Annotated in this window: 23 protein-coding genes; 14 read left to right on the top strand and 9 right to left on the bottom strand. The window is 67.3% G+C overall.

Annotated features, from left to right (window positions below; genetic code table 11):
* Nucleotides 1-4: 4 nt before the first annotated feature.
* The 3 genes from AC1DE3_RS25445 to AC1DE3_RS25455 all read right to left on the bottom strand — a co-directional run bounded on the left by AC1DE3_RS25445 (nt 5) and on the right by AC1DE3_RS25455 (nt 2,936).
* Nucleotides 5-388, bottom strand: a complete 384-nt coding sequence (locus AC1DE3_RS25445) for a RidA family protein (protein WP_441509806.1) — start codon at nt 386-388, stop codon at nt 5-7.
* A 508-nt stretch (nt 389-896) separates the two neighbouring features.
* Nucleotides 897-1,802 carry a LysR family transcriptional regulator gene (locus AC1DE3_RS25450; protein WP_476780850.1) on the bottom strand — a complete coding sequence of 302 codons (906 nt, stop codon included), beginning with the start codon at nt 1,800-1,802 and terminating at the stop codon, nt 897-899.
* Nucleotides 1,803-2,045: 243 nt separating this feature from the next.
* Nucleotides 2,046-2,936 (bottom strand): tetratricopeptide repeat protein, encoded by an 891-nt coding sequence (locus tag AC1DE3_RS25455; RefSeq protein WP_476780851.1) that lies wholly within the window; start codon nt 2,934-2,936, stop codon nt 2,046-2,048.
* A 126-nt stretch (nt 2,937-3,062) separates the two neighbouring features.
* Between AC1DE3_RS25455 and AC1DE3_RS25460 the strand changes: the two genes are divergently transcribed.
* The 3 genes from AC1DE3_RS25460 to AC1DE3_RS25470 all read left to right on the top strand — a co-directional run bounded on the left by AC1DE3_RS25460 (nt 3,063) and on the right by AC1DE3_RS25470 (nt 5,878).
* A complete protein-coding gene (locus AC1DE3_RS25460) occupies nt 3,063-4,445 on the top strand; it encodes a leucyl aminopeptidase family protein (protein ID WP_476780852.1) in 1,383 nt (460 codons plus the stop codon).
* A gap of 80 nt (nt 4,446-4,525) precedes the next feature.
* On the top strand, nt 4,526-4,879 hold the full coding sequence (locus AC1DE3_RS25465) for a MarR family winged helix-turn-helix transcriptional regulator (RefSeq protein ID WP_265051248.1): 354 nt from the start codon (nt 4,526-4,528) through the stop codon (nt 4,877-4,879).
* Nucleotides 4,880-5,023: 144 nt separating this feature from the next.
* Nucleotides 5,024-5,878: a C40 family peptidase gene (locus AC1DE3_RS25470; protein WP_476780853.1), complete on the top strand. Its 855-nt coding sequence runs from the start codon at nt 5,024-5,026 to the stop codon at nt 5,876-5,878.
* A gap of 9 nt (nt 5,879-5,887) precedes the next feature.
* Here the strand turns inward: AC1DE3_RS25470 and mutS are convergent, their stop codons facing one another.
* Complete coding sequence (gene mutS / locus AC1DE3_RS25475; protein WP_476780854.1) at nt 5,888-8,611, bottom strand: DNA mismatch repair protein MutS; 2,724 nt, start codon at nt 8,609-8,611, stop codon at nt 5,888-5,890.
* 103 nt (nt 8,612-8,714) lie between these two features.
* Here mutS and AC1DE3_RS25480 point away from each other — a divergent pair, with 103 nt between their 5' ends.
* Both AC1DE3_RS25480 and AC1DE3_RS25485 read left to right on the top strand, forming a co-directional pair.
* Nucleotides 8,715-10,541, top strand: a complete 1,827-nt coding sequence (locus tag AC1DE3_RS25480) for a methyl-accepting chemotaxis protein (protein ID WP_476780855.1) — start codon at nt 8,715-8,717, stop codon at nt 10,539-10,541.
* Between the two features lie 129 nt (nt 10,542-10,670).
* On the top strand, nt 10,671-12,956 hold the full coding sequence (locus tag AC1DE3_RS25485) for an NADP-dependent malic enzyme (RefSeq protein WP_476780856.1): 2,286 nt from the start codon (nt 10,671-10,673) through the stop codon (nt 12,954-12,956).
* 34 nt (nt 12,957-12,990) lie between these two features.
* On the opposite strand, the gene AC1DE3_RS25490 is transcribed toward AC1DE3_RS25485, so the two are convergent.
* Entirely contained in the window at nt 12,991-13,293 is a 303-nt protein-coding gene (locus AC1DE3_RS25490) for a plasmid stabilization protein (RefSeq protein ID WP_441509815.1), read from the bottom strand.
* Nucleotides 13,294-13,590: 297 nt separating this feature from the next.
* Here AC1DE3_RS25490 and AC1DE3_RS25495 point away from each other — a divergent pair, with 297 nt between their 5' ends.
* Complete coding sequence (locus AC1DE3_RS25495; protein WP_441509816.1) at nt 13,591-14,538, top strand: lysylphosphatidylglycerol synthase domain-containing protein; 948 nt, start codon at nt 13,591-13,593, stop codon at nt 14,536-14,538.
* 9 nt (nt 14,539-14,547) lie between these two features.
* Here the strand turns inward: AC1DE3_RS25495 and AC1DE3_RS25500 are convergent, their stop codons facing one another.
* Nucleotides 14,548-15,300 carry a hypothetical protein gene (locus tag AC1DE3_RS25500; RefSeq protein WP_476780857.1) on the bottom strand — a complete coding sequence of 251 codons (753 nt, stop codon included), beginning with the start codon at nt 15,298-15,300 and terminating at the stop codon, nt 14,548-14,550.
* Nucleotides 15,301-15,416: 116 nt separating this feature from the next.
* On the opposite strand from AC1DE3_RS25500, the gene AC1DE3_RS25505 reads away from it, so the two are divergent.
* Both AC1DE3_RS25505 and AC1DE3_RS25510 read left to right on the top strand, forming a co-directional pair.
* Nucleotides 15,417-16,052, top strand: coding sequence for a glutathione S-transferase family protein (locus tag AC1DE3_RS25505; RefSeq protein WP_476780858.1), 636 nt, complete (start codon nt 15,417-15,419; stop codon nt 16,050-16,052).
* Nucleotides 16,053-16,193: 141 nt separating this feature from the next.
* Nucleotides 16,194-17,432: a multidrug effflux MFS transporter gene (locus AC1DE3_RS25510; protein ID WP_441509819.1), complete on the top strand. Its 1,239-nt coding sequence runs from the start codon at nt 16,194-16,196 to the stop codon at nt 17,430-17,432.
* 134 nt (nt 17,433-17,566) lie between these two features.
* On the opposite strand, the gene AC1DE3_RS25515 is transcribed toward AC1DE3_RS25510, so the two are convergent.
* Nucleotides 17,567-17,776: a cold-shock protein gene (locus tag AC1DE3_RS25515; RefSeq protein WP_149131593.1), complete on the bottom strand. Its 210-nt coding sequence runs from the start codon at nt 17,774-17,776 to the stop codon at nt 17,567-17,569.
* Between the two features lie 281 nt (nt 17,777-18,057).
* On the opposite strand from AC1DE3_RS25515, the gene AC1DE3_RS25520 reads away from it, so the two are divergent.
* Entirely contained in the window at nt 18,058-18,744 is a 687-nt protein-coding gene (locus AC1DE3_RS25520) for a fumarylacetoacetate hydrolase family protein (protein ID WP_441509820.1), read from the top strand.
* A 126-nt stretch (nt 18,745-18,870) separates the two neighbouring features.
* Nucleotides 18,871-19,800 carry a dihydrodipicolinate synthase family protein gene (locus AC1DE3_RS25525; protein WP_476780859.1) on the top strand — a complete coding sequence of 310 codons (930 nt, stop codon included), beginning with the start codon at nt 18,871-18,873 and terminating at the stop codon, nt 19,798-19,800.
* A 102-nt stretch (nt 19,801-19,902) separates the two neighbouring features.
* On the opposite strand, the gene AC1DE3_RS25530 is transcribed toward AC1DE3_RS25525, so the two are convergent.
* Nucleotides 19,903-20,382: a copper chaperone PCu(A)C gene (locus AC1DE3_RS25530; protein ID WP_476780860.1), complete on the bottom strand. Its 480-nt coding sequence runs from the start codon at nt 20,380-20,382 to the stop codon at nt 19,903-19,905.
* A 96-nt stretch (nt 20,383-20,478) separates the two neighbouring features.
* Nucleotides 20,479-20,901: a hypothetical protein gene (locus AC1DE3_RS25535; RefSeq protein WP_476780861.1), complete on the bottom strand. Its 423-nt coding sequence runs from the start codon at nt 20,899-20,901 to the stop codon at nt 20,479-20,481.
* Between the two features lie 371 nt (nt 20,902-21,272).
* Between AC1DE3_RS25535 and AC1DE3_RS25540 the strand changes: the two genes are divergently transcribed.
* Genes AC1DE3_RS25540 through AC1DE3_RS25555 form a run of 4 tightly spaced genes read left to right on the top strand, consistent with a single transcriptional unit; the run spans nt 21,273 to nt 23,471 of the window.
* On the top strand, nt 21,273-21,521 hold the full coding sequence (locus AC1DE3_RS25540) for a hypothetical protein (RefSeq protein ID WP_476780862.1): 249 nt from the start codon (nt 21,273-21,275) through the stop codon (nt 21,519-21,521).
* A 7-nt stretch (nt 21,522-21,528) separates the two neighbouring features.
* Entirely contained in the window at nt 21,529-21,702 is a 174-nt protein-coding gene (locus AC1DE3_RS25545; RefSeq protein WP_476780863.1) for a hypothetical protein, read from the top strand.
* Between the two features lie 7 nt (nt 21,703-21,709).
* The gene (locus AC1DE3_RS25550) at nt 21,710-22,816 is read left to right on the top strand and encodes a methionine ABC transporter ATP-binding protein (RefSeq protein WP_476780864.1); all 1,107 of its coding nucleotides are present in this window, start codon (nt 21,710-21,712) and stop codon (nt 22,814-22,816) included.
* Nucleotides 22,806-23,471, top strand: coding sequence for a methionine ABC transporter permease (locus AC1DE3_RS25555; RefSeq protein ID WP_441509826.1), 666 nt, complete (start codon nt 22,806-22,808; stop codon nt 23,469-23,471). The genes AC1DE3_RS25550 and AC1DE3_RS25555 overlap by 11 nt, the downstream gene beginning before the upstream one ends.
* Nucleotides 23,472-23,508 lie beyond the last annotated feature (37 nt).

Raw genomic sequence — 23,508 nt, forward strand, 5'->3', positions numbered from 1 at the left:
GCGGCTACTTCTCGTCGCCGACCACCGCGACGCACTGGACCTCGATCAGGAAGCCGGGAACAGCCAGGGCCGACACGGTGATCTGCGCGCTAGCCGGAGGATTCTTCGGGAACACTTCCTTGCGAACCGCTTGGAACTGGGCGCCGTTGCGCGCATCGGTGAGGTAGACCGTCATCGTGACGACATCCTCGAGCTTGCCACCCGCTTTTGCGAGCTGGCGCTCGATCTCGCGGAAGATGAAGCGGGTCTGGCCCTCGACATCACCGGCCAGGGACTTGCCCTGCTCGTCCTGCAGCGTGGTCACGCCCGCCAGCCAGACCTGCTTGCCGCCATGCGTGACGACGCCGGGGGAATAGCTTCTTCCGGCAAATTCCTTGGGGAGCGGCAAATACTCCCGTGCATAGACGCCGCAGCAAGCAGAGATGGCGGCCGCAAATGCCAGGACTACGGATGCAGGCCTGACGTGATCCCGAAATTTCATCTTCTTCACCCTCGGCGTTGTTTTTAGGACCCAGTAGAAGAGCCGACATCATTCCAGAACAGCGAATTGAGACGGGTCTATGCCCGGTATCGGCCGCTCAAAATCTTTATTCTTGGGGGCATTATGCTCAGCGGCCGGCCGCCAGGGGAAATACTGATTTCAGCTCAATGCATCGGCTTCCACGATCAATCGCCGGATGGGATGGAGCTCTGGCGATCGCGGGCATACGGCTCTGCGTTACCGACCCACGCCTGTCGTGCGCCGGCCTGGAGCCGGCTCGGGGCGCCTCATCCCGCGCGGACGTGACGCCATCCCGCCCCCCGCGGCTCAACCCATCCCGTTCCCGGAGTGGCGTTCCATGTCGGGTTCCCGGGTGCGAACGCGCCTTGACGGCCTGCGGCACGCCGGCGGCGCCTCAGGACGGGTCGATCAGGGCTTTGCCTTGCTCCCTGACGACATCGATGAAGGCCTCGACCGCCGGCGAGGGCGCCCGTTCCTTCGACATCACGATCGAGACCGTATGAAAGGCCTCGGGCCGCACCAGCGGGCGAAGCACCAGATCATAGGCGCTTGCCAGCGTCGCCGCCCAGGACGGCCAGGTCGCCACGCCCATCTGGGCCGCCACGAGGCCGAGCGTCGTGGTCATGTTCCTGACCTCGAAGGCCGGGCGAATTTCGACTCCGGCGAGCGCGAGATAGCGATCGATGCGCCGGCGCGCCGCGTTGTCCGGGTTGACCGAGATGAAGTCGTGATCGGCCAATTGCCGCCATTCGACCTCCTGCTCCGCCGCCAGAGGGTGATTGCGGGGGCACATCAGCATCAGGCGCTCGCTGAAGGCGGAGATGGCGGTCAAACCGTCATCCATCGTGTCGAAAACGCCGATGCCGCAGTCGAACAGGCCGCCGGCCACCCGGGACGACAGCAATTCGGGCGAAATCTCCTCGATGGCGACGCTGATCCCCGGATAGAGGCTACGGAAGCTCGCGATGATCTTCGGAAGCAGCGCAGCCGCCGCCAGCGGAGAGGCAGCGAGGCTCAACCGCCCCTTCTTGCGAGCAGCAAGTTCGCGGGTCGCAGTGAAGCCATTCTCAAGCTCCATCAGCATCCGTTCCGCGAAGGGAGCGAATTCGCGGCCGGCCTCAGTAATCTCGACCTTGCGGGTGGTGCGATCCAGGAGACGCGTCCCGAGTTCGGCCTCCAATTCGCGGATCAGCACGGAAAGCGACGATTGCGTCGTATTCAGCCGATCGCTGGCGCGCGTGAAGCTGTTTAGCCTGGCAATCTCGAGGAACGCCCTGATCTGCTTCAGCGTGATGTTCATGGGCGTTCGGTGGGGGCGTCGTTCAGCCAGCTTCCCACATGGGCATCGGGTCCACAAGCCGCCCCCGCCCCTGCGAACGCTGTTCGTCGGCGTCGCCTGGCGCATCTGCGCGTCTCGCCTCGGCAGTTGGCCTGAATGCCTGCTTTGCCGGGACGCCAATGCCCGCTTCCGGCCAGCCGGGACAATGCACGACGCTTGCCGATACGGCCGAGGGGAACCGGGGGAAGCTTCTTCAGCTCGGCCTCAGCTACGGCGATCCGTATCGGCCGAGCCATCGGGCGCCCGGGCCAGCGGAGGCTTGGCGGCGGGTTGCTGCTTGCCCTTCGCGCCCTTGAGCAGGTCCCAGCTGTTCTGCTGGCTGACGCTGCGCTTGAGATAGGCGATCGTCGCGGCGGCTTCCGCCGGACTCTGGTCGCGCCGGGCCATGGCTTCGGCCTCGGCAAAGCGGCCCTGAAGCCCGAGCACGAGCACGAGGTTCTGACGCACGCGCGCATCGGCGCCCTGCGAGGCCGCCGCCTCGGCGAGAACGCGCTCCGCTTCCGGCAGATGTCGGGACAAGGCGAGCGACAGGCCGTAATTGGACATGACCGTCGGCTCGCCCGGGGCGAGCTTCAGAGCCGCCTGATAGATCTGCTGGGCCCTCTCATGATCCCCCAGCTGGTCGGCGACCGTGCCCTGCGCCGAGAGAATGCGCCAATCTGGCCGCTCCGGCGAATGGGCACGCGAGAGCACGTCGTCCGCCTCCCGAAACCGCCCGTTATCGGCGAGCGAGCGGCCATAGGCGCCCAGCAGCTCGCGATCGTCCTGGAAAGTCAGGACGGCGCTCTGGAGCACAGCCAGCGCCTGCGCATTCTGATCGAGCGCCCGGAGCGCCCGGGCATAGGCGAAGGCGGCGTTGCGATCCTTCGGATTGGCTTCATAGCGTTTCGCCCAGTTCTCGCGCTCGGCCTGCCATTCGGCCGCGGTGCGTGGCTGCGCCGCCGGGCTGCGGGAGATGGACCCCGTGACATCCCCGAGGCCGCCACGGCTCTGGCAACCCGCCAGGGCCAGCGCCCCGAGGCAGACCGCGATCGTCAATCCAAGTCGGCGAGCACGGAAGGCCGGCAGGTCGGAGGCGAGCTTCGTTCGAATCATGGGCCGGATCGCCTCGCGACAACGTCGTCTGACTGGGTTCCTCTGGTGGTTCGGTGATAAAACGTTAACCCTAATGCATCCTTAATTCCGGCAGCCGCCGCTGTCCCAGAACCGATCGACCGCCCCGTGAACAGTCTTCTGATCCCCACCTCCGACACCGCCGTTCCGATTCACGTGGTTTCTGCCGAGAGCTGGCCGGCCTTACAGACGCGGCTTTCCCCCACCCACCGCAATTTCGCGCTCGCCCAGGGCTTCGCGGCCGGTGCCGGCCAGCATTGCCTCCTTCCGGATTCGCAAGGGACACTCGCGGCCGTCCTCCTTGGTGTCGAAACCGCGCGGCGGCAGCGCGATCCTTTCGGGCCGGCGCGGCTGGCAGCCCTGCTGCCGGCGGGCGACTATGCGCTGGAAGGCGAGATCGACGATCCCGGGCTCGCCACGCTCGGCTGGCTGCTGCAGGGCTATCGCTTCGACCGCTACCGCAAGCCGAAGCCGCCGCGGGCGCGCCTGTCTCTGCCGGACGGCGTCCACGGCCAGGAGATCAGCCTGATCGCTGAATCGGCCGCACTGGCGCGCGATCTCATCAACACGCCGGCCAATGCGCTGGGGCCGGGCGAAATCGAGGCGGCGATCCGCGGGCTCGCCGCCGAATGCGGCGCAACGATCACCAGTATCGTCGGGGACGACCTGATCACCCGGAACTTCCCGATGATCCATGCGGTCGGCCGTGCCTCGACGCGGGCACCGCGGCTCGTTGATCTGGTCTGGGGTGATCCGGCCCATCCCAAGGTCACGCTGGTCGGCAAGGGCGTCGCCTTCGACACGGGTGGGCTCAACCTCAAGCCCGACGCCTCGATGCTGCTGATGAAGAAGGACATGGGCGGGGCGGCAGCCGCGATCGCAGCGGCGCGGATGATCATGCTGGCGAAACTGCCGGTGCGGCTGCGGCTGCTGGTTCCCGCGGTCGAGAACGCCGTTTCAGGCAATGCCTTCCGGCCCGGCGATGTGCTGGCGAGCCGCAAGGGCCTCTCGGTCGAGATCGGCAATACCGACGCCGAAGGCCGGCTGATCCTGGCCGATGCGCTGACGCTCGCCGACGAGGAGATGCCGGAGCTGCTGATCGATTTCGCCACGCTGACCGGCGCGGCGCGCACTGCGCTCGGCCCCGAGCTGCCACCCTTCTACACCCATGATGAAGGGCTCGCCGCGGAAATCGCGCGGATCGGTATGGCCGTAAACGACCCGGTCTGGCGCATGCCGCTCTGGCGGCCCTATGACGGCCTGCTCGATTCCAAGATCGCTGACGTCAATCACGTTTCCAGCGGCGGCATGGCCGGCTCGGTGACGGCAGCGCTCTTCCTCAACCGCTTCGTCGAGAAGACGGAATCCTACGCGCATTTCGACATCTACGGCTGGAACCCCTCGCCCAAGCCGGGACGGCCCGAGGGCGGTGAATGCCAGGGTGCGCGGCTGATCCATGCGCTGGTGCAGCAGCTCTATCCAACCGGTTAAGGCTGATCGCCAAAGGCGATTGCGCCATCACGACCGTGGGATAATGATACGGCTCCGTAACGATCGGGAACCGTGCCTTCATGCCCCTCGAGATCAAGCCTTCGCAGGCGCTCAAACTGTGGCGGCAGGTCCATCTCGATCTGGTACGGGACAGCGAAGCCGACCTCTCGGCGCGCCAGACGGCGATCCTGCTGACGGTCTATCTCGAGCTGCCGCCGCATACGGTGCGGGGGCTGGCGAAACAACTCGGCGTGACCAAGCCGGTCATCACCCGCGCGCTCGATACGCTCGGCAAGCTCGGGCTGCTGACGCGCAAGCGCGACGAGGCTGACCGCCGCAACGTCGTAATCCAACGCACTGTCGCCGGTGCGCTCGCGGTCGAAAGACTGGCCGACCTCGTCACCGAACATGCCAAGGAGATCGGCGGAAGCTGACGGCTCTCCCAGCACTGGCCTCGCCGCCGCTACAGCATCAGACCTGCTTCAGGAATCCGGTCCGATACCGCAGCCCTTTGTTGCCGCATCGTTTTCCGCCGAAAACCGGATCCACTTTTCGGCACGATGCTCTAGATTGCACCCATGACGATTCTCGACCGCCGCATCCATGCCTTCCGCCCCGATCTCGCCGCCCGCCAGCTCGCGGGGAAGGTCGAGACCGCTCGCTTCGCCGATGCGCAGTCAATGCGCGTCGTTGTTCCCTCGGCGCCGCTGCGACGTGAGCCGCGCCCTGACGCCGCGCTCGATACCGAGGCGCTCGCGGGCGAGCTGGTTGATGTCTACGAGCGCGAAGAGGGATGGGCCTGGGTCCAGCTCGCCACGGACGGCTATGTCGGCTACCTGCCCGACGACGCGCTGCGCCCCGACCAGCCGGCGCCGACGCATCGTGTCGCGGCGCTCAGGACCTTCGTCTATCCCGGCCCCTCGATCAAACTGCCGCCGCTTGCATCGCTTTCGCTGAATGCAGGCGTCGCCGTGCTGGAGACCAAGGGCGACTTCGCCATCCTCGCCGATGGCGGGCACGTCTTCCTGAAGCACCTCGTCCCGGCCGACCGCTTCGAAGCCGACTTCGTCGCGGTCGCCGAACGTTTCCTCGGCGTACCCTATCTCTGGGGTGGCAAGACGAGCCTGGGCCTCGACTGCTCGGGGCTGACACAGCTTGCGCTCACTGCTGCCGGCATCGCCTCGCCGCGCGATTCAGACATGCTGGAAGCCGCACTCGGCAGCCCCGTTCCCTTCGATGAGAGCCTATCCGGGCTTAGACGCGGCGACCTGGTCTTCTGGAAGGGCCATGTCGGCATCCTGACTGACCCGGATACGCTGCTGCATGCCAACGGCTACACGATGACGGTCCATCGCGAGCCGCTGCGGGAAGCGCGCGACCGCATCCTGACGAAGAGCTTCGGCGCGATCACAAGCATCAAGCGGCTGGGCTAGAACAGAAACTCAGGCCAAACCTTTCAGCCGGTAGAGCGCTTCCAGCGCCTCGCGCGGTGTCATCTCGTCCGGATCGATCCCGGCCAGGGCATCACGCAATCCGTCGGGCTCGTCCTCAGCGACGACTGGTGCGGGACGACGCTGCGGCGCGGCGAAGAGCGGGAGATCATCGACCAGCGAGGCAACCGGCTTCTCGCGCTCGGTCTTCTCCAATTCGCCGAGGATGGCGCGGGCTCGCTCGACCACGGCCGGCGGCAGGCCGGCGAGTTTGGCGACCTGGATGCCGTAGGAGCGGTCGGCCGCCCCCGGCACGACCTCGTGCAGGAAGACGACCTCGCCCTTCCATTCGGTGACGCGGACGGTCGCGTTGGCGACCCGGTCGAGCCGGTCTCCGAGCGCGGTCAATTCATGGTAGTGCGTGGCGAACAGGCTGCGGCAGCGGTTGATCTCGTGCAGATGCTCGATCGCCGCCCAGGCGATGGAGAGGCCGTCGAAGGTCGCGGTGCCCCGCCCGATCTCGTCGAGGATGACGAGCGCGCGCGGGCCGGCTTGATTCAGGATCGCGGCGGTCTCGACCATCTCGACCATGAAGGTCGAGCGGCCGCGGGCGAGATCGTCGGCCGCGCCGACGCGCGAGAATAGCCGGTCGACGATGCCGACATGGGCGCGTGCCGCCGGCACGAAGGAGCCCATCTGAGCGAGAACCGCGACCAGCGCGTTCTGGCGCAGGAAAGTCGATTTACCGGCCATGTTCGGGCCGGTGATCAGGCAGATGCGCCCGCCCTTGGCCTCGGTGCCGGGCGGCGACAATTCGGTATCGTTGGCGACGAAGGGCTTTCCGTCCCGCTTGAGCGCGGCTTCGACGACCGGATGGCGGCCGCGCTCGATGGTGAAGGCGACGCCATCATCGATCAGCGGGCGGCTCCAGCCCTCGCGAGCGGCGAGATCGGCAAGGGCAGCGGCGACGTCGAGTTCGGCCAATGCCAGCGCGGCGGCCTTGATCGGCTCGGCCTGAGCCAGCACGGCTTCGCCGAGCCCGGCGAAGATGGCGAGTTCGAGCTTGAGCGCCCGGTCGGCCGCGGAGGCGATCTTGGCCTCGAGCTCGCCGAGCTCGACCGAAGAGAAGCGCATCGCATCGGACATGGTCTGGCGATGCACAAAGGTCGCGCGCCAGGGCTCCCTGAGGAACTCTTCGCCCATCGCCTGCGGCACTTCGACGAAGTAGCCGAGCATGGCGTTGTGCTTGATGCGCAGCGTGCGGCAGCCGGTTTCGCTCGCGTAGCGGGCCTGCAGTTGCGCGATGACCTTGCGCGAATCGATCTGGAGGAGGCGCAGCTCGTCGAGCGCCGGATCATGCCCCTCGCGCACGAAGCGGCCGTCGCGGCGGTTGAGCGGCAACTCGTCGGCCAGTGTCGCGTTTAGGCGAACCGCCAGATCGGGATTGCTCTCGCCCAGCGCCTGCATCGCGCCGGAGAGCTCCGCCGGTAGCTCGCCGCGCCGGACGAGCAAGGCGGCGATCGCGCGGGCGGTGTCGAGCCCGGCGCCGAGCGCAGCGAGGTCGCGCGGGCCGCCGCGATCGAGCGAGAGCCGCGCCAGCGCACGCGCGACGTCCGGCACCTTCTCCAGCGCCTGCTGCAGATCCTCGCGCAGGGCGCCGTCCGCCACCAGGAATTCAACCGCGTCGTGACGCGCCGCGATCGCCGCCGCATCGGTCAACGGGCCGGCGAGGCGCTCGGCCAGCAGGCGCGCGCCGCCCGGCGTCACCGTGCGGTCGATCGTAGCGAGCAGGCTGCCCTGCCGCTCGCCGCCGAGGGTGCGCGTCAATTCGAGGTTGGCGCGGGTGGCGGCGTCGATCAGCATTGTCGCCGAACCGGAATCGCGCACCGGGGCGGAAAGGGGTGGGCGCGCTCCGAGCTGGGTGCGCTCGACATAGGCGAGCGCTGCACCGGCCGCCGCGATCTCGGCGCGGCTGAAGGCGCCGAAGGCGTCGAGCGTGGCGACGCCGAAGAACTCCTTCAGGCGCCGCTCGGCCGAGGCCGCATCGAGTCCGTCGCGGGCGAGCGGCGTCACCGGCACCGCGATCTCGCGCCAGAACTCCTTGAGTTCGGGATCATCATGGATCGCGTCGGGGCAGACGATCTCGCGCGGCTCCAGCCGCGAGAACTCGATGGCGAGCCGTTCCTGCGGCGTCTCCATCACCGTGAAGCGACCGGTCGAGATGTCGATCGCCGCGAGACCGTAGAGCGAGGCCGCCTCGCCCGTCTTGCGGCGCGCGACCGCGACAAGCAGGCTCGCGCGGCCGGGCTCGAGCAGCCGCTCCTCGGTGATGGTGCCGGGGGTGACGAGGCGCACCACATCGCGCTTCACAACCGATTTGGCGCCGCGCTTCTTGGCCTCGGCCGGGTCCTCGGTCTGCTCGCAGACGGCGACACGATGGCCGGCGGCGATCAGGCGCTGGAGATAGTCGTCGGCGCGCTCCACGGGGACGCCGCACATCGGGATGTCGTCGCCCTGATGCTTGCCGCGCTTGGTCAGCACGATGCCGAGGGTGCGCGAGGCGATCTCGGCGTCCTTGAAGAAGAGCTCGTAGAAATCGCCCATGCGATAGAAGAGCAGGCAGTCCGGATTGGCAGCCTTGATCTCGACGTACTGCGCCATCATCGGCGTGACGCGTTCGGCGGCAGCGGCCGGCGCGGCGGAAAGGGTGGCTTCGCTGGGGGAACTGTGACGCATCGGCCGGCACGCTAGCAAAAAGCGGCGCCAAGACCATCCGTTAGGACGGCTTTCAACAATTGAAAGCAAGGTCCATCGGCCGAATCGGCCGAAGGTCTCGACATTGCTGCTGATCAATCTCGTCCAGAGCCTGTTCTTCCTGCTCTTCGCCGGGCTCGTGCTGACGGTGATCGCCCCCAGGTTCAGCGGACGGGGCTGGCTACGGCCCTGCGCCGTGAGCCTGTTGTTCGCAGGCGGCGCGCTTGTCAGCATGGCGAACCCCGTCGAGATCCAGCCCGGCCTGCTGATCGATTCACGCAATACCTTCGCCATCCTGGCCGGGCCTATCGGTGGGCCCTGGGCGGCCCTCCTGACGGCCACTCCGCTGGTCGTCGCGCGCTTCCTGGCAGGCGGCGTCGGCATGGCGACCGGAATCGGCGGCATCGTGCTGCGCATGCTGATCGGAATCGCCTTCTCGGCCTGGCTGGCGCGGCGCCGACGCCCGCTGATGCCACGCGACCTTATCCTGCTGAGTTCTCTCGATGCCCTCTGCCTGCTGGCCTCGGCCCCTTTCATTCCGGGCGATGCGGGAGAGCTCTTCCTGCGCGAGGCAGTGCCAGCCATGATACTGGTGGGCACGATCGGCATCATCCTCACCGGCATCGTCGTCATCCACGACAACGACCGCCGCGAAACGGCTTATCGCTTGCGGACCCTGATCCAGCGGGCGCCCGGCACGCTCTATCAATGTCTTTTGAGGCCGGACGGCAAACTGTCCTACCAGTTCGCGTCATTCTCCATCGACAAGGCGCTGGGCATCGCGCGGAAGGATGCCGAAAAGGATCCGGAAGTCTGGCTCGGCAAGATGTTCGCCGAGGATCGCGCGCGCTTCGAGGATCGGCGCCGCGAGACGCCGGGCGACGACCATGTCTGGCGTTTCGAGGGGCGCTATCATGCTCCAGATGGCGGCACGGTCTGGCTTCGCAGCGAGTCGACGCGGCGCCGGCTTGCAGATGGAACATTCATCTGGGACGGCATCCTGCTCGACATCACCGCCGAGAAGACGCTGGAGGCGCGCCGTGCCGAAATCGAGACGCTCCGCAAGACCGCGCTCGACGAACTGGCCGGCAATCTGGAACGCACCGTCGGCAAGGCGCTCGCCGATGTCGGGGTTTCGATGCGCGACATGCGCGCCGCCGCCGGCCAGATGGTGCAGAGCGCGAGCGCGACGACCCTGCGTGCCGAAGGCGTGACCCGGGAGGCGGAAAGCGCATCGCAGCGGGTCGGCAGCGTCGCAACCGCGGCGGAAGAGATCGAAGCCTCGATCCGGGAACTCACCCGCCAGACCAGCCATGCCGACGAGACGGTGCGCGCGGCCGCCAGCTATGTCCGCAGCACGCGAAGCGACGTCACCGGGTTGACGGAGGCGGCCGACAAGGTACGCGCGGTGCTCGATTTCATCGAGGAGATCGCGGCCCGCACCAATTTGCTGGCGCTGAACGCCACGATCGAGGCCGCGCGGGCGGGTGTCGCAGGGCGTGGCTTCGCCGTCGTGGCGGGCGAGGTCAAGACGCTCGCAGAACAGACGCAGAAGGCGACGCGCGACATCGCCGAAACTCTCTCCGGCATCCGCGGTGCTGCCGCGGCCGCCGTCCAGGCCGTGGCCCATATCGAAGGCACGATGACCATGATCGAGCAGACGTCCGGCGCGATCGCCTCCGTCGTCAGCCGGCAGGCCGACATCGTCTCGACCATTGCCGCCGATGCGCAGGCCGTCGCTCTCAGCGCCGACGCCGTCACCGCAAATGTCAGCACGGTCGGCACCGAGGTGCGCGTCACCGGGGATGCCGCCGTCGGCGTGGCGGATGCCGCCCGCAGGGTCGACGAGCAGGCGGAAGCGCTCGACCGCTATGTCGGTGATTTCGTCCGCAGCGTGCGCAACCGGCTGTAGCCTTCCGACGCCGCCGCAATTCCACCGTTGCCCGGCAAGAGTTCTGTGGGCCTATAACGGCTTGTGGTCCCGTGGGGCGCGGCCGTATGGTCGCTTCCCCCGAGGAAACGCTCAAGAAAAGACTCTTCGATGAACGACCGCCCGACGACCAAGAGAACGCGCCCGACCTTCACGGACCAGGAAGCCCTGCTGTTCCACTCGCAGGGCCGTCCCGGCAAGCTGGAGATCGTCCCGACGAAGCCGATGGCGACGCAGCGGGACCTCTCGCTGGCCTATTCGCCGGGCGTGGCCGTGCCGGTGCTGGCGATCGCTGAGGACCCGTCGCGCGCCTATGACTACACGACCCGTTCGAACCTCGTCGCGGTGATCTCGAACGGCACCGCCATCCTCGGCCTCGGCAATCTCGGCGCACTCGCCTCCAAGCCGGTGATGGAGGGCAAATCCGTCCTGTTCAAGCGCTTCGCCGACGTCGACTCGATCGACCTCGAGGTCGACACGGAGGACCCGGACAAGTTCATCGACGCGGTGCGGTATCTCGGCCCGTCCTTCGGCGGCATCAACCTCGAGGACATCAAGGCGCCCGAGTGCTTCATCATCGAGCAGCGCCTGCGCGAATTGATGGACATCCCGGTCTTCCACGACGACCAGCACGGCACCGCGATCATCGCCGCCGCCGGCCTGGTCAACGCACTCGATCTGACCGGACGCGACATCACATCGACCAAGCTCGTCATCAACGGCGCCGGCGCCGCCGCCATCGCCTGCATCGAGCTCCTGAAGGCGATGGGCTTCAAGCCCGACAACGTCATCCTCTGCGACACCAAGGGCGTGATCTACCAGGGCCGCACCGAGGGCATGAACCAGTGGAAGTCGGCCCATGCCGCCATCACCGACAGGCGGACGCTGGCGCAGGCGCTGGAGGGGGCCGACGCCTTCTTCGGCCTGTCGCAAAAGGGCGCGGTGACGCCGGAGATGGTCGCCGCGATGGCGCCGAACCCGATCATCTTCGCCATGGCCAATCCCGATCCGGAAATCACGCCGGAGGAGGTCCATGCGATCCGCGACGACGCCATCATGGCGACCGGCCGCTCGGACTATCCCAATCAGGTCAACAACGTCCTCGGCTTCCCCTTCATCTTCCGCGGCGCGCTCGACGTGCGGGCGACCACGATCAACATGGAGATGAAGATCGCTGCAGCGGAGTCGCTGGCGATGCTCGCCCGCGAGGACGTGCCCGACGAGGTTGCCGCAGCCTATCAAGGCGCGCGGCCGCGCTACGGCAAGGACTACATCATCCCCGTGCCGTTCGATCCGCGCCTGATCCAGGTCGTGCCGGCGGCGGTGGCGAAGGCGGCAATGGAATCCGGCGTCGCCGGCAAGCCGATCGTCGACATGACCGCCTATAAGGCGCAGCTCTCCGCCCGCCGCGACCCGGTCGCCGGCACGCTCAACCGCATCTTCGAGCGGGTAAAGCGCTATCCGAAGCGCGTCGTCTTTGCCGAAGGCGAGGAGGAGCAGGTCATCCGCGCCGCAGCGTCCTTCGTCAATCAGGAGCTGGGCCAGGCCATTCTCGTCGGCCGCGAGGAGCGCATTTACGAGACCGCGACCTTCCTCGGCGTCGATCTCGAAGCCAAGGGCATCTCGATCCAGAACGCCCGGCTCTCCCACCGCAACAGCGCCTATGCGCAGTATCTCTACGAGCGGCTGCAGCGGCAGGGCTATCTCTTCCGCGACTGCCAGCGCCTGATCAACCAGGACCGCAACCATTTCGCCGCGGCGATGGTGGCGCTCGGCGATGCCGACGCGATGGTGACGGGCGTGACCCGCAACTATTCGATCGCGCTGGAGGAGGTTCGCCGCGTCATCGACGAGAAGCCCGGCCATCGCGTGATCGGCGTCTCGATCGTGATCTCGCGCGACCGCACCGTCCTCGTCGCCGACACCGCAATCACCGAGATGCCGACAGCTCTGGCGCTTTCCGAGATCGCGATCGAGGCAGCCGGCGTCGGCCGCAGGCTCGGCTACGAGCCGAAGGTGGCGATGCTCGCCTTCTCGACCTTCGGACATCCAGCCGGCGAGCGCTCCGAAAAGGTGCGCGAGGCGGTGGCGATCCTCGACGGCCAGCGCGTCGATTTCGAGTATGACGGCGAGATGGCGGCAGATGTCGCGCTCAACCGCGAGATCATGACCCAGTATCCGTTCTGCCGCCTGTCAGGACCGGCGAACGTGCTGGTGATGCCGGCCTTCCACTCGGCCTCGATCTCGACAAAGCTGCTGCAGGAACTCGGCGGCGCAACCGTGATCGGCCCGCTGATCGTCGGCCTCGACAAGCCCGTGCAGATCGTGCCGCTCGGCGCGAAGGATTCCGACATCGTCAACATGGCGGCGCTGGCCTCCTTCAACATCGGCGGCTGAGGCAGGCAACTCCGGGGCGGCAAGCCGCCCCGGTTCAGGACGCCTTTTTCTTCCGCGTCTCGGCCGCCTTCTTCGCCGAGGCCGAGCGCTCGGACTTCGGGCGCGCGGCCGCGGCCTCGCCGCCGATCCGACCGCCACGCTTGGCGGAGACATTGGTGTCGGGCTTGCCCCGGCCGGAGCCCGACTTGTTGCCACCGCCGCTTTCCTTGTTCACGGTAGCCCAGGCCCGGCGCTCGGCTTCCTCGTGCGAGACGCCGCGCTCCTGGTAGCCTTCCTCGATATGCTCCGCCTTGCGCTTCTGCTTGTCCGTATAGGCCGATTTGTCGCCACGCGGCATGATGAGCCTCCCTTGCTGGAGTCGAGCGTTGAACGCCGGCGAGCAGCGGCTGTTCCCCCCATTCCAACCTTGCCGGCCCGCATCGCTGACGCTCGGGCACGGGGGCTCGGCCCGAGGCGGCTGTCGCGACCAGCCTCCTCATGGGGCTCATTCGCCGCAGCGGCTTGTGCATCGCTGCCAACGCGCTATCTCTCGGGCCGGGGCGCGGCCGCGCCCTCCCATCCCCCCGTGCTGCCGCGATCCGGCTGTGGCGCGCAACCCAGAGAGCGCATGTCTTTCGGCCCGCATGAGCCAGGAATGCACCTGCGCAAGCGCAGCCGCTGGTGGTGGCTCGGCCCGCTGGCGAGCATGGTCATCTTCGGCGCTTCGCTCGTCGTGCTCTGGCACATCATCAGCCAGATGGAGCCGGGCCAGCTCGCCGGCGCCTTCGCCAATGCCAGCCTGCGCCAGCTCGGACTTGCCTGCGGTTTCACGGCCCTGAGCTATCTGCTGCTCACGGGATACGATGCGCTGGCGCTGCGCCGGCTCGGACTCTCGATCCCCTACCGCACCACAGCGCTCGCCTCCTTCACCAGCTATTCGGTGTCCTTCACGCTCGGCTTCCCGATCGTGACCGGCGGCACGGTGCGCTACTGGATCTATTCGCCGAAAGGCGTGCGGGCTTCGGAGGTCGCGAGCCTGACAGTGATCGCGGGCATCACCTTCTGGCTCGGGCTCGGCGCCATCCTCTGCGCCAGCCTGGTCTATTCGGCCGATTCGGTCGCCATGCTCGCGCGGACCTCACCACTCGTCGTCCAGATCGTCGGCGGCCTCGTCGGGCTCGGTATCATCGGCTACCTGATCTGGATCGCAACGGACGAGCGCAGCTTGCGCGTGCGGGGATGGAACCTTCATCTGCCGGGGCTGGGCACCACGCTCGGCCAGATGGCGCTCGGCGCCTGCGAAGTCAGCGCCGCCGCAGCCGTGCTCTTCGTGCTGCTGCCGGGCGGCTACAATCTCGACTACCCGACCTTCCTGGCCGCCTACATCTTCGCCTGCCTGATCGGCATCGCCAGTCACGCGCCCGGCGGCCTCGGGGTCTTCGAGGCGACGATGCTGGTCGCGCTCAACCGGCTTCCCTACGAGCAGGTGCTCGGAGCGCTGCTGATGTTCCGGGTGATCTACTACGTCCTGCCCTTCATCCTGGCGCTGGCCATGCTGGCGCTGAACGAGATCATCCGCCGGATCCGCCGCCACGAGCCGTGAGGCGCACGGCTATTTCAGGGCGATGATGATCATCAGGAAGGCAAGGAGAAGCAGGAGCTGCCTGAAGCTCCAGTTAATCTTGCGCAGCTGCTCGGCACTGCTCTCCTGCCAATCCTCATCGGGTTCGTGACCGTGCTCGGCTGCAACCCGGTGCACCGGCACAGCCTCCGCCAACGGCTCGGGACGGGCCTTCGGCATCCATTCGATGCTATCGATGAAGCCACGGGCCGGGACAGCGGCCTTTCCATCGCTCCCAGGCGCGAGATACCAGCCGACCGGGCTCCCTGCGGGCAGCTCGCGATCCTCCTCCCGTACCCAGAGGCTCGTCGTGGCGCTGAGCGAGAGCTCCTGCGCAAGCCCTTCGAGCATGTCGGCCTTGAGCGCCTCGAACACCAAGGGAGCCAGAAACACATCGGCAAAGGGCATCTCGGCCCCGCCTTCTTCGCGATAGCCGAGCATCAGCAGGAGGCGCGGCTGTTCGCTCGACGCGGCAAGCGGGCGCAAGGTGAGGGCAATCGCCTCGGCCTCGCCGTCGAAGCCGGCGCGCCGCAGCACGCCATCCGCCACATGGGCCTCGGCAAGGATGCGCCGCGCGTCCTCGAGGCGCCCCTCGCGACTCTCGAAGCCGCCGACGATGCGAAGCGCCGCGGCCTGCAGCCGAAAGCGCCGGGCCGAGCCCTGGACGTAGCGGGCCAACGAGCCCTCGATCGCCATCCGCCCTTCACTCACGGAGACGCTGCGCAATGGCGATGATTCGTTCATGCTCCCGTCCTGTTTCGCAGCAAGGATAGCAGTTCAAACCGGCGCCGTCAGGCGATGTATCCTGACAGCATCGCGACAGCGCTAGAGCGACACCGCACCGCAAGGAGGCAATATCCATGACAGACGAACTCGTGCTGTACACGAATCCCATGTCGCGCGGCCGGATCGCGCGCTGGATGGTGGAAGAGGTCGGCCAACCCTACCGGACCGAGATCCTCGGCTTCGGCGCGCCGATGAAGAGCGCGCAATACAAGGCGCTCAACCCGATGGGGAAGGTGCCGACGCTCGTCCATGGCGACACCGTGGTCACCGAATGCGCGGCGATCTGCGCCTACCTCGCCGATGCCTTCCCGCAGGCGGGGCTGGCGCCGGAGCCGACCAGCCGGCTGCGCGGCCCTTACTATCGCTGGCTGTTCTTTACGGCCGGCCCGGTCGAGGCCGCCGTCAGCAACAAGGCCTTCGGCCTCGAAGTGCCGCCCGATCGGGCCCGTGCGATCGGCTACGGCACCTATGCGGATGTGATGGACACGCTCGAACAGGCCGTCAGCCAGGGGCCATACCTGCTCGGCGAGCGCTTCAGCGCCGCCGACGTCTATGTCGGCTCGCAGGTCCAGTGGGGGCTGCAGTTCGGCACGATCGAGAAGCGGCCGGCTTTTGAGGCCTATGGCGCAAGACTGGCTGGCAGGCCAGCCGCCAAGCGGGCCGACGACATCGACAACGCGCTGATGGCCGAGATGCAAAAGGCCGGCTGAAGCGGGAAGCGCGCCCGGCGCATGGCGCATGGCTGGCAGGGCGGGTTGCCGCCCCCCTGTCGGGAGGTCTAATGCTGCCGCCTGATCATTGCCTGCCGCTGCCCTCCGCTCGCAGCCGCCGGGCCAGCTTTCGCGATCGCCATGAACGACATGTCCGCCATCGCCCGGCCGCGCCACGGCATGGGCTTCTATCCCTTCGTAGGCCTCACCGCCGCGCTGATGGCCACCAACGCGCTGGCGATCGACTCCATGCTGCCGGCTTTGCCGCAAATGGCCGAGGCGCTGGGCATCGCCGAGGCCAACCAGCGGCAGTGGATCATCACGGCCTATCTGCTCGGCTTCGGCGTCTCGCAGATCTTCTACGGCACGATTTCCGACCGCTACGGCCGCAGGCCGGTGCTGCTCGCCGGCCTGATCGTCTACGTCTTCGCCAGCATCGCCGCGGCATTCGCCGGCTCGTTCGAGGCGATGATGGCGGCGCGCGTGGTGCAAGGGGTCGGCGCCGCGGCGACGCGCGTGCTCGTCGTCTCGATCGTGCGCGATTGTTATTCCGGGCGCGACATGGCGCGGGTGATGTCGCTCGCCATGATCGTTTTCCTGGCCGTGCCGATCCTCGCCCCGTCGATCGGCCAGGCGATCCTGTGGGTGGCGCCCTGGCGCTGGATCTTCGGCGTGCTGACCGCCTTCGGCGCCACCGTGCTCGTCTGGGTCGCGGTGAAGCTGCCCGAAACCCAGCATCCGGAAGACCGCAAGCCGATCGCCCCCCGGAGCGTCGCCGCCGCCTTTCGCACCACGCTGACGAGCCGCATCGGCGTCGGCTACATGCTGGCGATGGCCTTCGTGCTCGGCGGGCTGTTCGGCTTCATCAATTCGGCGCAGCAGGTCTTCGTCGACGTCTTCCATACACCCGAACTGTTCACCACCGTCTTCGCGCTGATCGCGATGTTCATGGCGGCATCCTCGCTGCTGAACTCGCGCATCGTCGGGCGGCTGGGCATGCGCCGGGTCTCGCATACCGCGCTGCTGGGCTACATCGCGCTGACAAGCCTGCATGCGCTCCTCGCCCTGGCGGGCCATGAGTCGCTGTGGAGCTTCGCGATCCTGCAGGGCGGCGCCATGTTCTGCTTCGGCCTGCTCGGCCCGAATTTCGGAGCCATGGCGATGGAGCCACTCGGCCATGTCGCGGGGACGGCATCCTCGGTGCAGGGCTTCGTCACCACAGTGATCGGCGCGCTTCTGGGCTTCTATATCGGCCAGCACTTCAACGGCACGGTCATCCCGCTGACGCTGGGCTTCGCACTCTGCGGCATCGCCGCGCTCGTCATCGTGCTGATCGTGGAAAAGGGCCGGCTGTTCCATCCGGCGCCGGGCCGCGCCTGAGCGGCTCTCTTTCGAATCCGTCGCCAACGGCGACGGGCATGCCTGGAATCGCCTTCAGTCCGCTCGCGAGCGAAAGAGATTCGCCGTGGCTCGGGAACGGCGCCGCCATCGCCTTCCCGCTGTCGCTGCCTGCCCTAAGCGACCTTCAGATTCACCGCAGCGCTCTTGCCGGTCTTGCGATCAGGCTCGAGGTCGTAGCTGACCTTCTGGCCTTCGTTCAGGCCACGCAGCCCCGCGCGCGTCACTGCGCTGACATGCACGAAGATGTCGCCGCCGCCCTCGTCGGGCGTAATGAAGCCGTAGCCCTTGGTCTCGTTGAACCATTTCACGGTTCCCGTACTCACATGCCGCTCCTTCCTTGAGACTTGCCGGACCAGCCCGGCACGGCAGTGTAGGAGGCAAATCGCGGTGGTTGCAATGGCGCGCCGCACAAACCATTCCGCGCATGCGAAGAGCGCCTGCAATGCCGCTCACGCAGGCCCGGTGACGGTGCAAGCTGCTTGCGGACGGCGCGCGCCTCCCGCATGAACAGCGCAAGCAGGTGCCAGGGCATTGCGCGCAAAGGTGGATGCCGGTTTTTTGCCGCAGCAATGTTCTGAACTTTAACGACCGAGGGAACCGTCCGATGAGCAACTATGTGATCGATCCGCAGGCCATCACGGCCGTTCCGGTCGCTGGGGGCGGCTCCTTCCCGGTGCGGCGCGTCTTCTGCGTCGGCCGCAACTACGCCGAGCACACCCGCGAGATGGGCGGCGATCCCGACCGCGAAGAGCCCTTCTTCTTCACCAAGCCGGCCGACGCGCTGCTCGTCAACGGCGCCGACATGCCCTATCCGACGAAGACGAAGGATCTCCATCATGAGATGGAACTGGTCGTCGCCATCGGCACAGGCGGCAAGGACATCCCCGAAGCCGAGGCGCTCGCCCATGTCTATGGCTACGCGGCCGGGCTCGACATGACCCGCCGCGACCTGCAGGCCGCCGCCAAGAAGGCCGGGCGCCCCTGGGACATGTCGAAGGGCTTCGACCTCTCCGGGCCAATCGGCGAGATCGTTCCCGCGAGCCAGGCCGGCCATCCGAGCGCCGGCAAGATCGAACTCACCGTCAACGGCGTCGTGCGCCAGAGCTCCGACCTCGCCAAGCAGATCTGGAACGTCGAGGAGACGATCTCCTATCTCTCGGGCCTGGTCGAGCTCAAGCCCGGGGACCTGATCTTCACCGGTACGCCGGAAGGCGTTGCCGCCGTCGGCAAGGGCGACGTGCTCGAAGGCGAGATCGCCGGCGTCGGCACGGTCCGAACCCGCATCGTCTGAGGCGTCATTCTCGGGCTCGCCCCGAGAATCTCATGACCAGCCCCGCTGGTTTCCGAGATGGTCGGGTCAAGCCCGACCATGACGAGGTTCCAGCCTTCCTCCCCGACAAGACCGAGAGCAGAAACCATGCGCCTGACCTCCGACGCCAGCGGCGTCTTCCCGATCGCGCCGACGCCGTTCAACCCGGACGGCAGCATCGACTGGACCTCGGCCGACCGGCTCTTCGAATTCTACCAGGGCATCGGCTCCGACGGCGTCACCGTGCTCGGCATCATGGGCGAGGCGCCCAAGCTCGAGCCCGAGGAGTCGGTCGAGCTGGTCAAGCGCGCCGTCGCCAAGATGGGCGGCAAGCCGATCATCGTCGGGGTCTCCGCGCCCGGTTTCGCGGCGATGCGCTCGCTCGCGCGGCAGGTGATGGACCTCAGCGCCGGCGGCGTGATGATCGCCCCGCCGCCCGCGCTGCGCACCGACGACCAGATCACCGGCTACTACGCCCAGGCTGTCGAGGCGATCGGCACCGACATCCCCTTCGTCATCCAGGATTATCCGCTGACGCTCTCGGTGGTGATGACGCCGGCGGTGATCCGCAAGATCGTCATGGACAACCCCTCCTGCGTGATGCTGAAGCACGAGGACTGGCCGGGGCTGGAGAAGATTTCGGCGCTGCGCAAGTTCCAGAAAGAGGGCTCGCTGCGCCCAATCTCGATCGTGACCGGCAATGGCGGGCTCTTCCTCGATTTCGAGATGGAACGTGGCGCCGACGGCGCCAATACCGGCTATGCCTTCCCGGAACTCCTGATCGACGTGGTCAAGCTGCAGAAGGCCGGCAAGCGCGACGAGGCCCATGACATCTTCGACGCTCATCTGCCGCTGATGCGCTACGAGCAGCAGCAGGGCGTCGGGCTCGCCGTGCGCAAATACACGATGATGAAGCGCGGCATCCTCAGCCATGACGCCCAGCGCAAGCCGGGCGCCGCCTTGAGCGCAGTTGCCAAGGCCGAGGTCGATTATTTGCTGTCCCGGATCGCGAAGCACGATCCGCGCGCGAAGCTCTGAGCGGCCAGACCGTCATTCCCGGGCGCCGCAGGGCGGCGACCCGGGAATCGCCCGCAAGAGATGCCCGGGTCACGCCCGAGCATGATGCGCGGGAAACAGCGCTCAGTGGCCCTTGTGCTCGCCTTCGCCGCCCTTGGCGGCTATCGAATCCACCTTGAACTCGACATCGACCGAGCCTGCCTTCTCGAAGGTCAGCGTGCCCTTCATCATCTCGCCCTGCTTCAGCGGCTGCTTCAGCTCCATGAACATGATGTGGTAGCCGCCGGGCTTGAACTCGACCTTGGCGCCGGGCGGAACCTCAACGCCCTGCTCGAGCGGGCGCATGGTCATGATGCCGTCCTTGGTCGCCATCTCATGGATTTCCGCGCGAGCGGCGAAGGGAACGGAGATCGAGACCAGCCGATCGGGCGTGGTTCCGGTGTTTTCGATGCTGAGATAGCCGCCGCCGACCTTGGCGCCGGCCGGGGTCGCCCGCGACCAGGGATGGCCGATCTTCAGCGCGCCCGCCTTGAAGTCGTGGGCGGAGGCCATGGTGGCCGAAAGCGCGAGCACGGCCGTCGCGAGCAAAAGGGAAAGCTTCATGGCTTGTGTCCTGAGCGGAAAGGACTGCTGAGCAGCCCGAATGGCAAATGCGCCGGCGTCGATGGCCGGCGGGATATCGGCAGGCGGTGGGAAGCGTCAGGCTGCGGGCGGAGCGCGCGAATCCGCAAGGCCGACAGCGAAACCATGCGCCACACCTTCGGCGACCGGGTGCAGCGAGGCCAGCCTGGCGATGGAACGCGCGGCGAAGAACAGATCGCCCCATGGCGGACCGGCCAGCACGGGATTGAGCGGACAGCCCTTGCAATGGGCGAGATCGCCGGCCGGGGCCGGCGCACCTTCCGCGGGCACCGGAGCGCCGGAACAGAGGACGGCGCCGTCTCTTGCCGAAAAGGGCGCCAGCGCCGAAGCCGGCGCGATTGCCAGAACAAGCGCGCCCCAGCCATAGGCGACCGCAAGCCAGACTCCGAGGCCGGAGCGGCGCAGGCGATCGAGAAAGGTGGCACGAGCCGGCATGGGCCGCAGATGGCGCCCCTTCCAGGGCTCCGTCAAGCAGCTCATTGCCGCATCATCGCCGACGGGTAACGAGCGCCGGAGAATATTCTTCTCTGGCCTGCGGTTTCTTTAAAAGAACGAAGCGATTGACAAAGAGGACGATCGCCGCCAGATTGCACATTGTCTCCGGAGCGATCCGGATACCGCGGAGATTTGAGCAGCAGCTTGCGCCGCGTCACCAAACGCTAAAGCGCCACGACTGGGTCGTGGGCTCCAGATTGAGGAGACTGACATGACCGTTGCGAGAATGAGCCGAAGCCAAACGCGCTTCCACCCCGCCCCCTGCTGTTGTCGACGCTGAGATCGCAAGGCCGATAGGCCGCTTTCACCCGATCGCTTCGACGAACACGCCGCCAGATGCGGCAAAAGGCAGAGCCATGTCCCAGTTTCATTCCGTTTCCAGCCGGCCTAGCCCGGCGCTGCAAGCCTATGTCATCGAGCTTGGCGAGGACCAGATCGGCCTCGTCAGCCGGCGCGCCGATGAGCGCGACTTCACCTTCATCGCCGCCTCCTCGGCCTTCCGAGCCCTGGAGGGGCAGCGCTTCGCCACGCCCGGCGCGGCAGAGAGCGCGGCGCGCCGCCTCGCCCGGCGGCCCCGCCACAGCCCGCTCCGGCTGGCCTCGTGAGGCGGTGATGCAAGTCCTGTCATCGCTCTGGAACGCCGTCGCCGCCTGGTTCAACCGGGCGGTGCCGGCAACCTTCGACCCGCTCGACGCCGCGCGCTCGGACGATCGGCGCCGCTCGATCCATGACGTTACCATCGAGCAGCTCGGTATCGCACACTGGTCCTGCCACACCCATTTCTGAGGACATGATGAACGCCCCCGTCAGCCCTGGCGCGTTGAGCGCCGGCGCCCTGCCAGTCGCCATGGCCGAGCCCGCGATCCGTTTCGAGCAGGTCGGCAAGACCTATGCGGCACGCAGCGGCCAGCAGCCCGTGAGCGCGCTCGCCGGCATCGATCTCGACGTGCCCGCCGGCAGCATCCTCGGCGTGATCGGCCGCTCCGGTGCCGGCAAGTCGACCCTGATCCGCCTCGTCAACGGGTTGGAGCGCGCCACCGCCGGCCGCATCTTGATCGAAGGGCAGGATGTCACCAACCTGACCGAGGCCGGCTGGCGGGCGCAGCGCCGCCGCATCGGTATGATCTTCCAGCACTTCAACCTCTTGTCTTCGCGCACCGTCTTCGACAATGTCGCGCTGCCGTTGGAGATTGCCGGCACGCCGCGCGCCGAGATCACCGCCAAGGTCGAGCGGCTGCTCGAGCTCGTCGGTCTTGCCGACAAGAGCGCGCGCTATCCGGCGGAACTCTCGGGCGGGCAGAAGCAGCGCGTCGGCATCGCCCGCGCGCTCGCCACCGATCCGAAGGTGCTGCTCTGCGACGAGGCGACCTCGGCGCTCGACCCGGAGACGACCCGCTCGATCCTGGCGCTGCTGCGCCAAGTCAATCGAGAGCTCGGGATCACGATCCTGCTGATCACCCACGAAATCCCCGTCATCAAGGAGATCTGCGACCGCGTCGCGGTGATCGAGGGCGGACGCATCGTCGAGCAGGGCGAAACCTTCTCCGTCTTCACCAACCCGCAGCACCCGACCACGGCGCGCTTCGTCGAGGCCGTCACCGGCGTCGAGGTGCCCGAGCATCTCGCCGGCCGCATCCGCACGCAGGCGCGCCCGGGCGACAATCTCGTGCTGCGCATCACCTTCATCGGCGAGAACGCGACGGCACCGGTGATCAGCCGGCTCAGCGCGGTCGTCGGCGTCGACGTCAACATCCTGGCCGGGCGGATCGACGCCATCGCCGGCCAGCCCTTCGGCAGCCTGCTCGTCTCGGTGCCCTCGCGCGCGCCGGAAAGCGACGCGGTGCTCGGCGCCCTGAAGAGCCTCGGGCTCAAGGCGGAGGTTATCGGCCATGTCTCCTGAACTCATCCGCCTGATCTGGCAGTCGACGCTCGACACGCTCGCCATGGTCGCCGTCTCGGCCGGCATCGGCACGCTGCTCGGCCTGCCGCTCGGGGTCTTCCTCGCCACCAGCAAGCGCGGCGAGCTGTTCGCCGCACCCGCCGCCAATGCCTTGCTCGGCGTGCTGGTCAACGCCACCCGCTCGACGCCCTTCATCATCCTCGTCGTCGCGATCATCCCGTTCACGCGGCTGCTCGCCGGGACGTCGATCGGCACCGCCGCGGCGATCGTGCCGCTGACCGTTGCCTCGACGCCCTTCATCGCCCGGCTGATCGAAGGCGCCGTGCGCGAGGTCGATCAGGGTCTGGTCGAGGCCGCGCGCGCCATGGGGGCAACACCCATCCAGATCGTCCGCAAGGTGCTGGTGCCCGAGGCGCTGCCGGCCATCGTGCTCGGCCTCACCCTCGCCGTGGTCAGCCTTATCGGCTTCTCGGCGATGGTCGGCGCGGTCGGCGGCGGCGGACTCGGCGATCTCGGCATCCGCTACGGCTACCAGCGCTTCATGCCCGACGTGATGGCGACCGTCGTCGCCGTACTCATCGTTCTCGTCCAGCTCGTGCAGAGCTTCGGCGACCGCCTGGCGCGCCGCCTGAACAAGCGCCTGCGCCACGCCTGATCATTTTCACCCGCTTCATACCGAAGGAAACCACGAT

Source organism: Allobosea sp. 10L417, assembly GCF_056395485.1.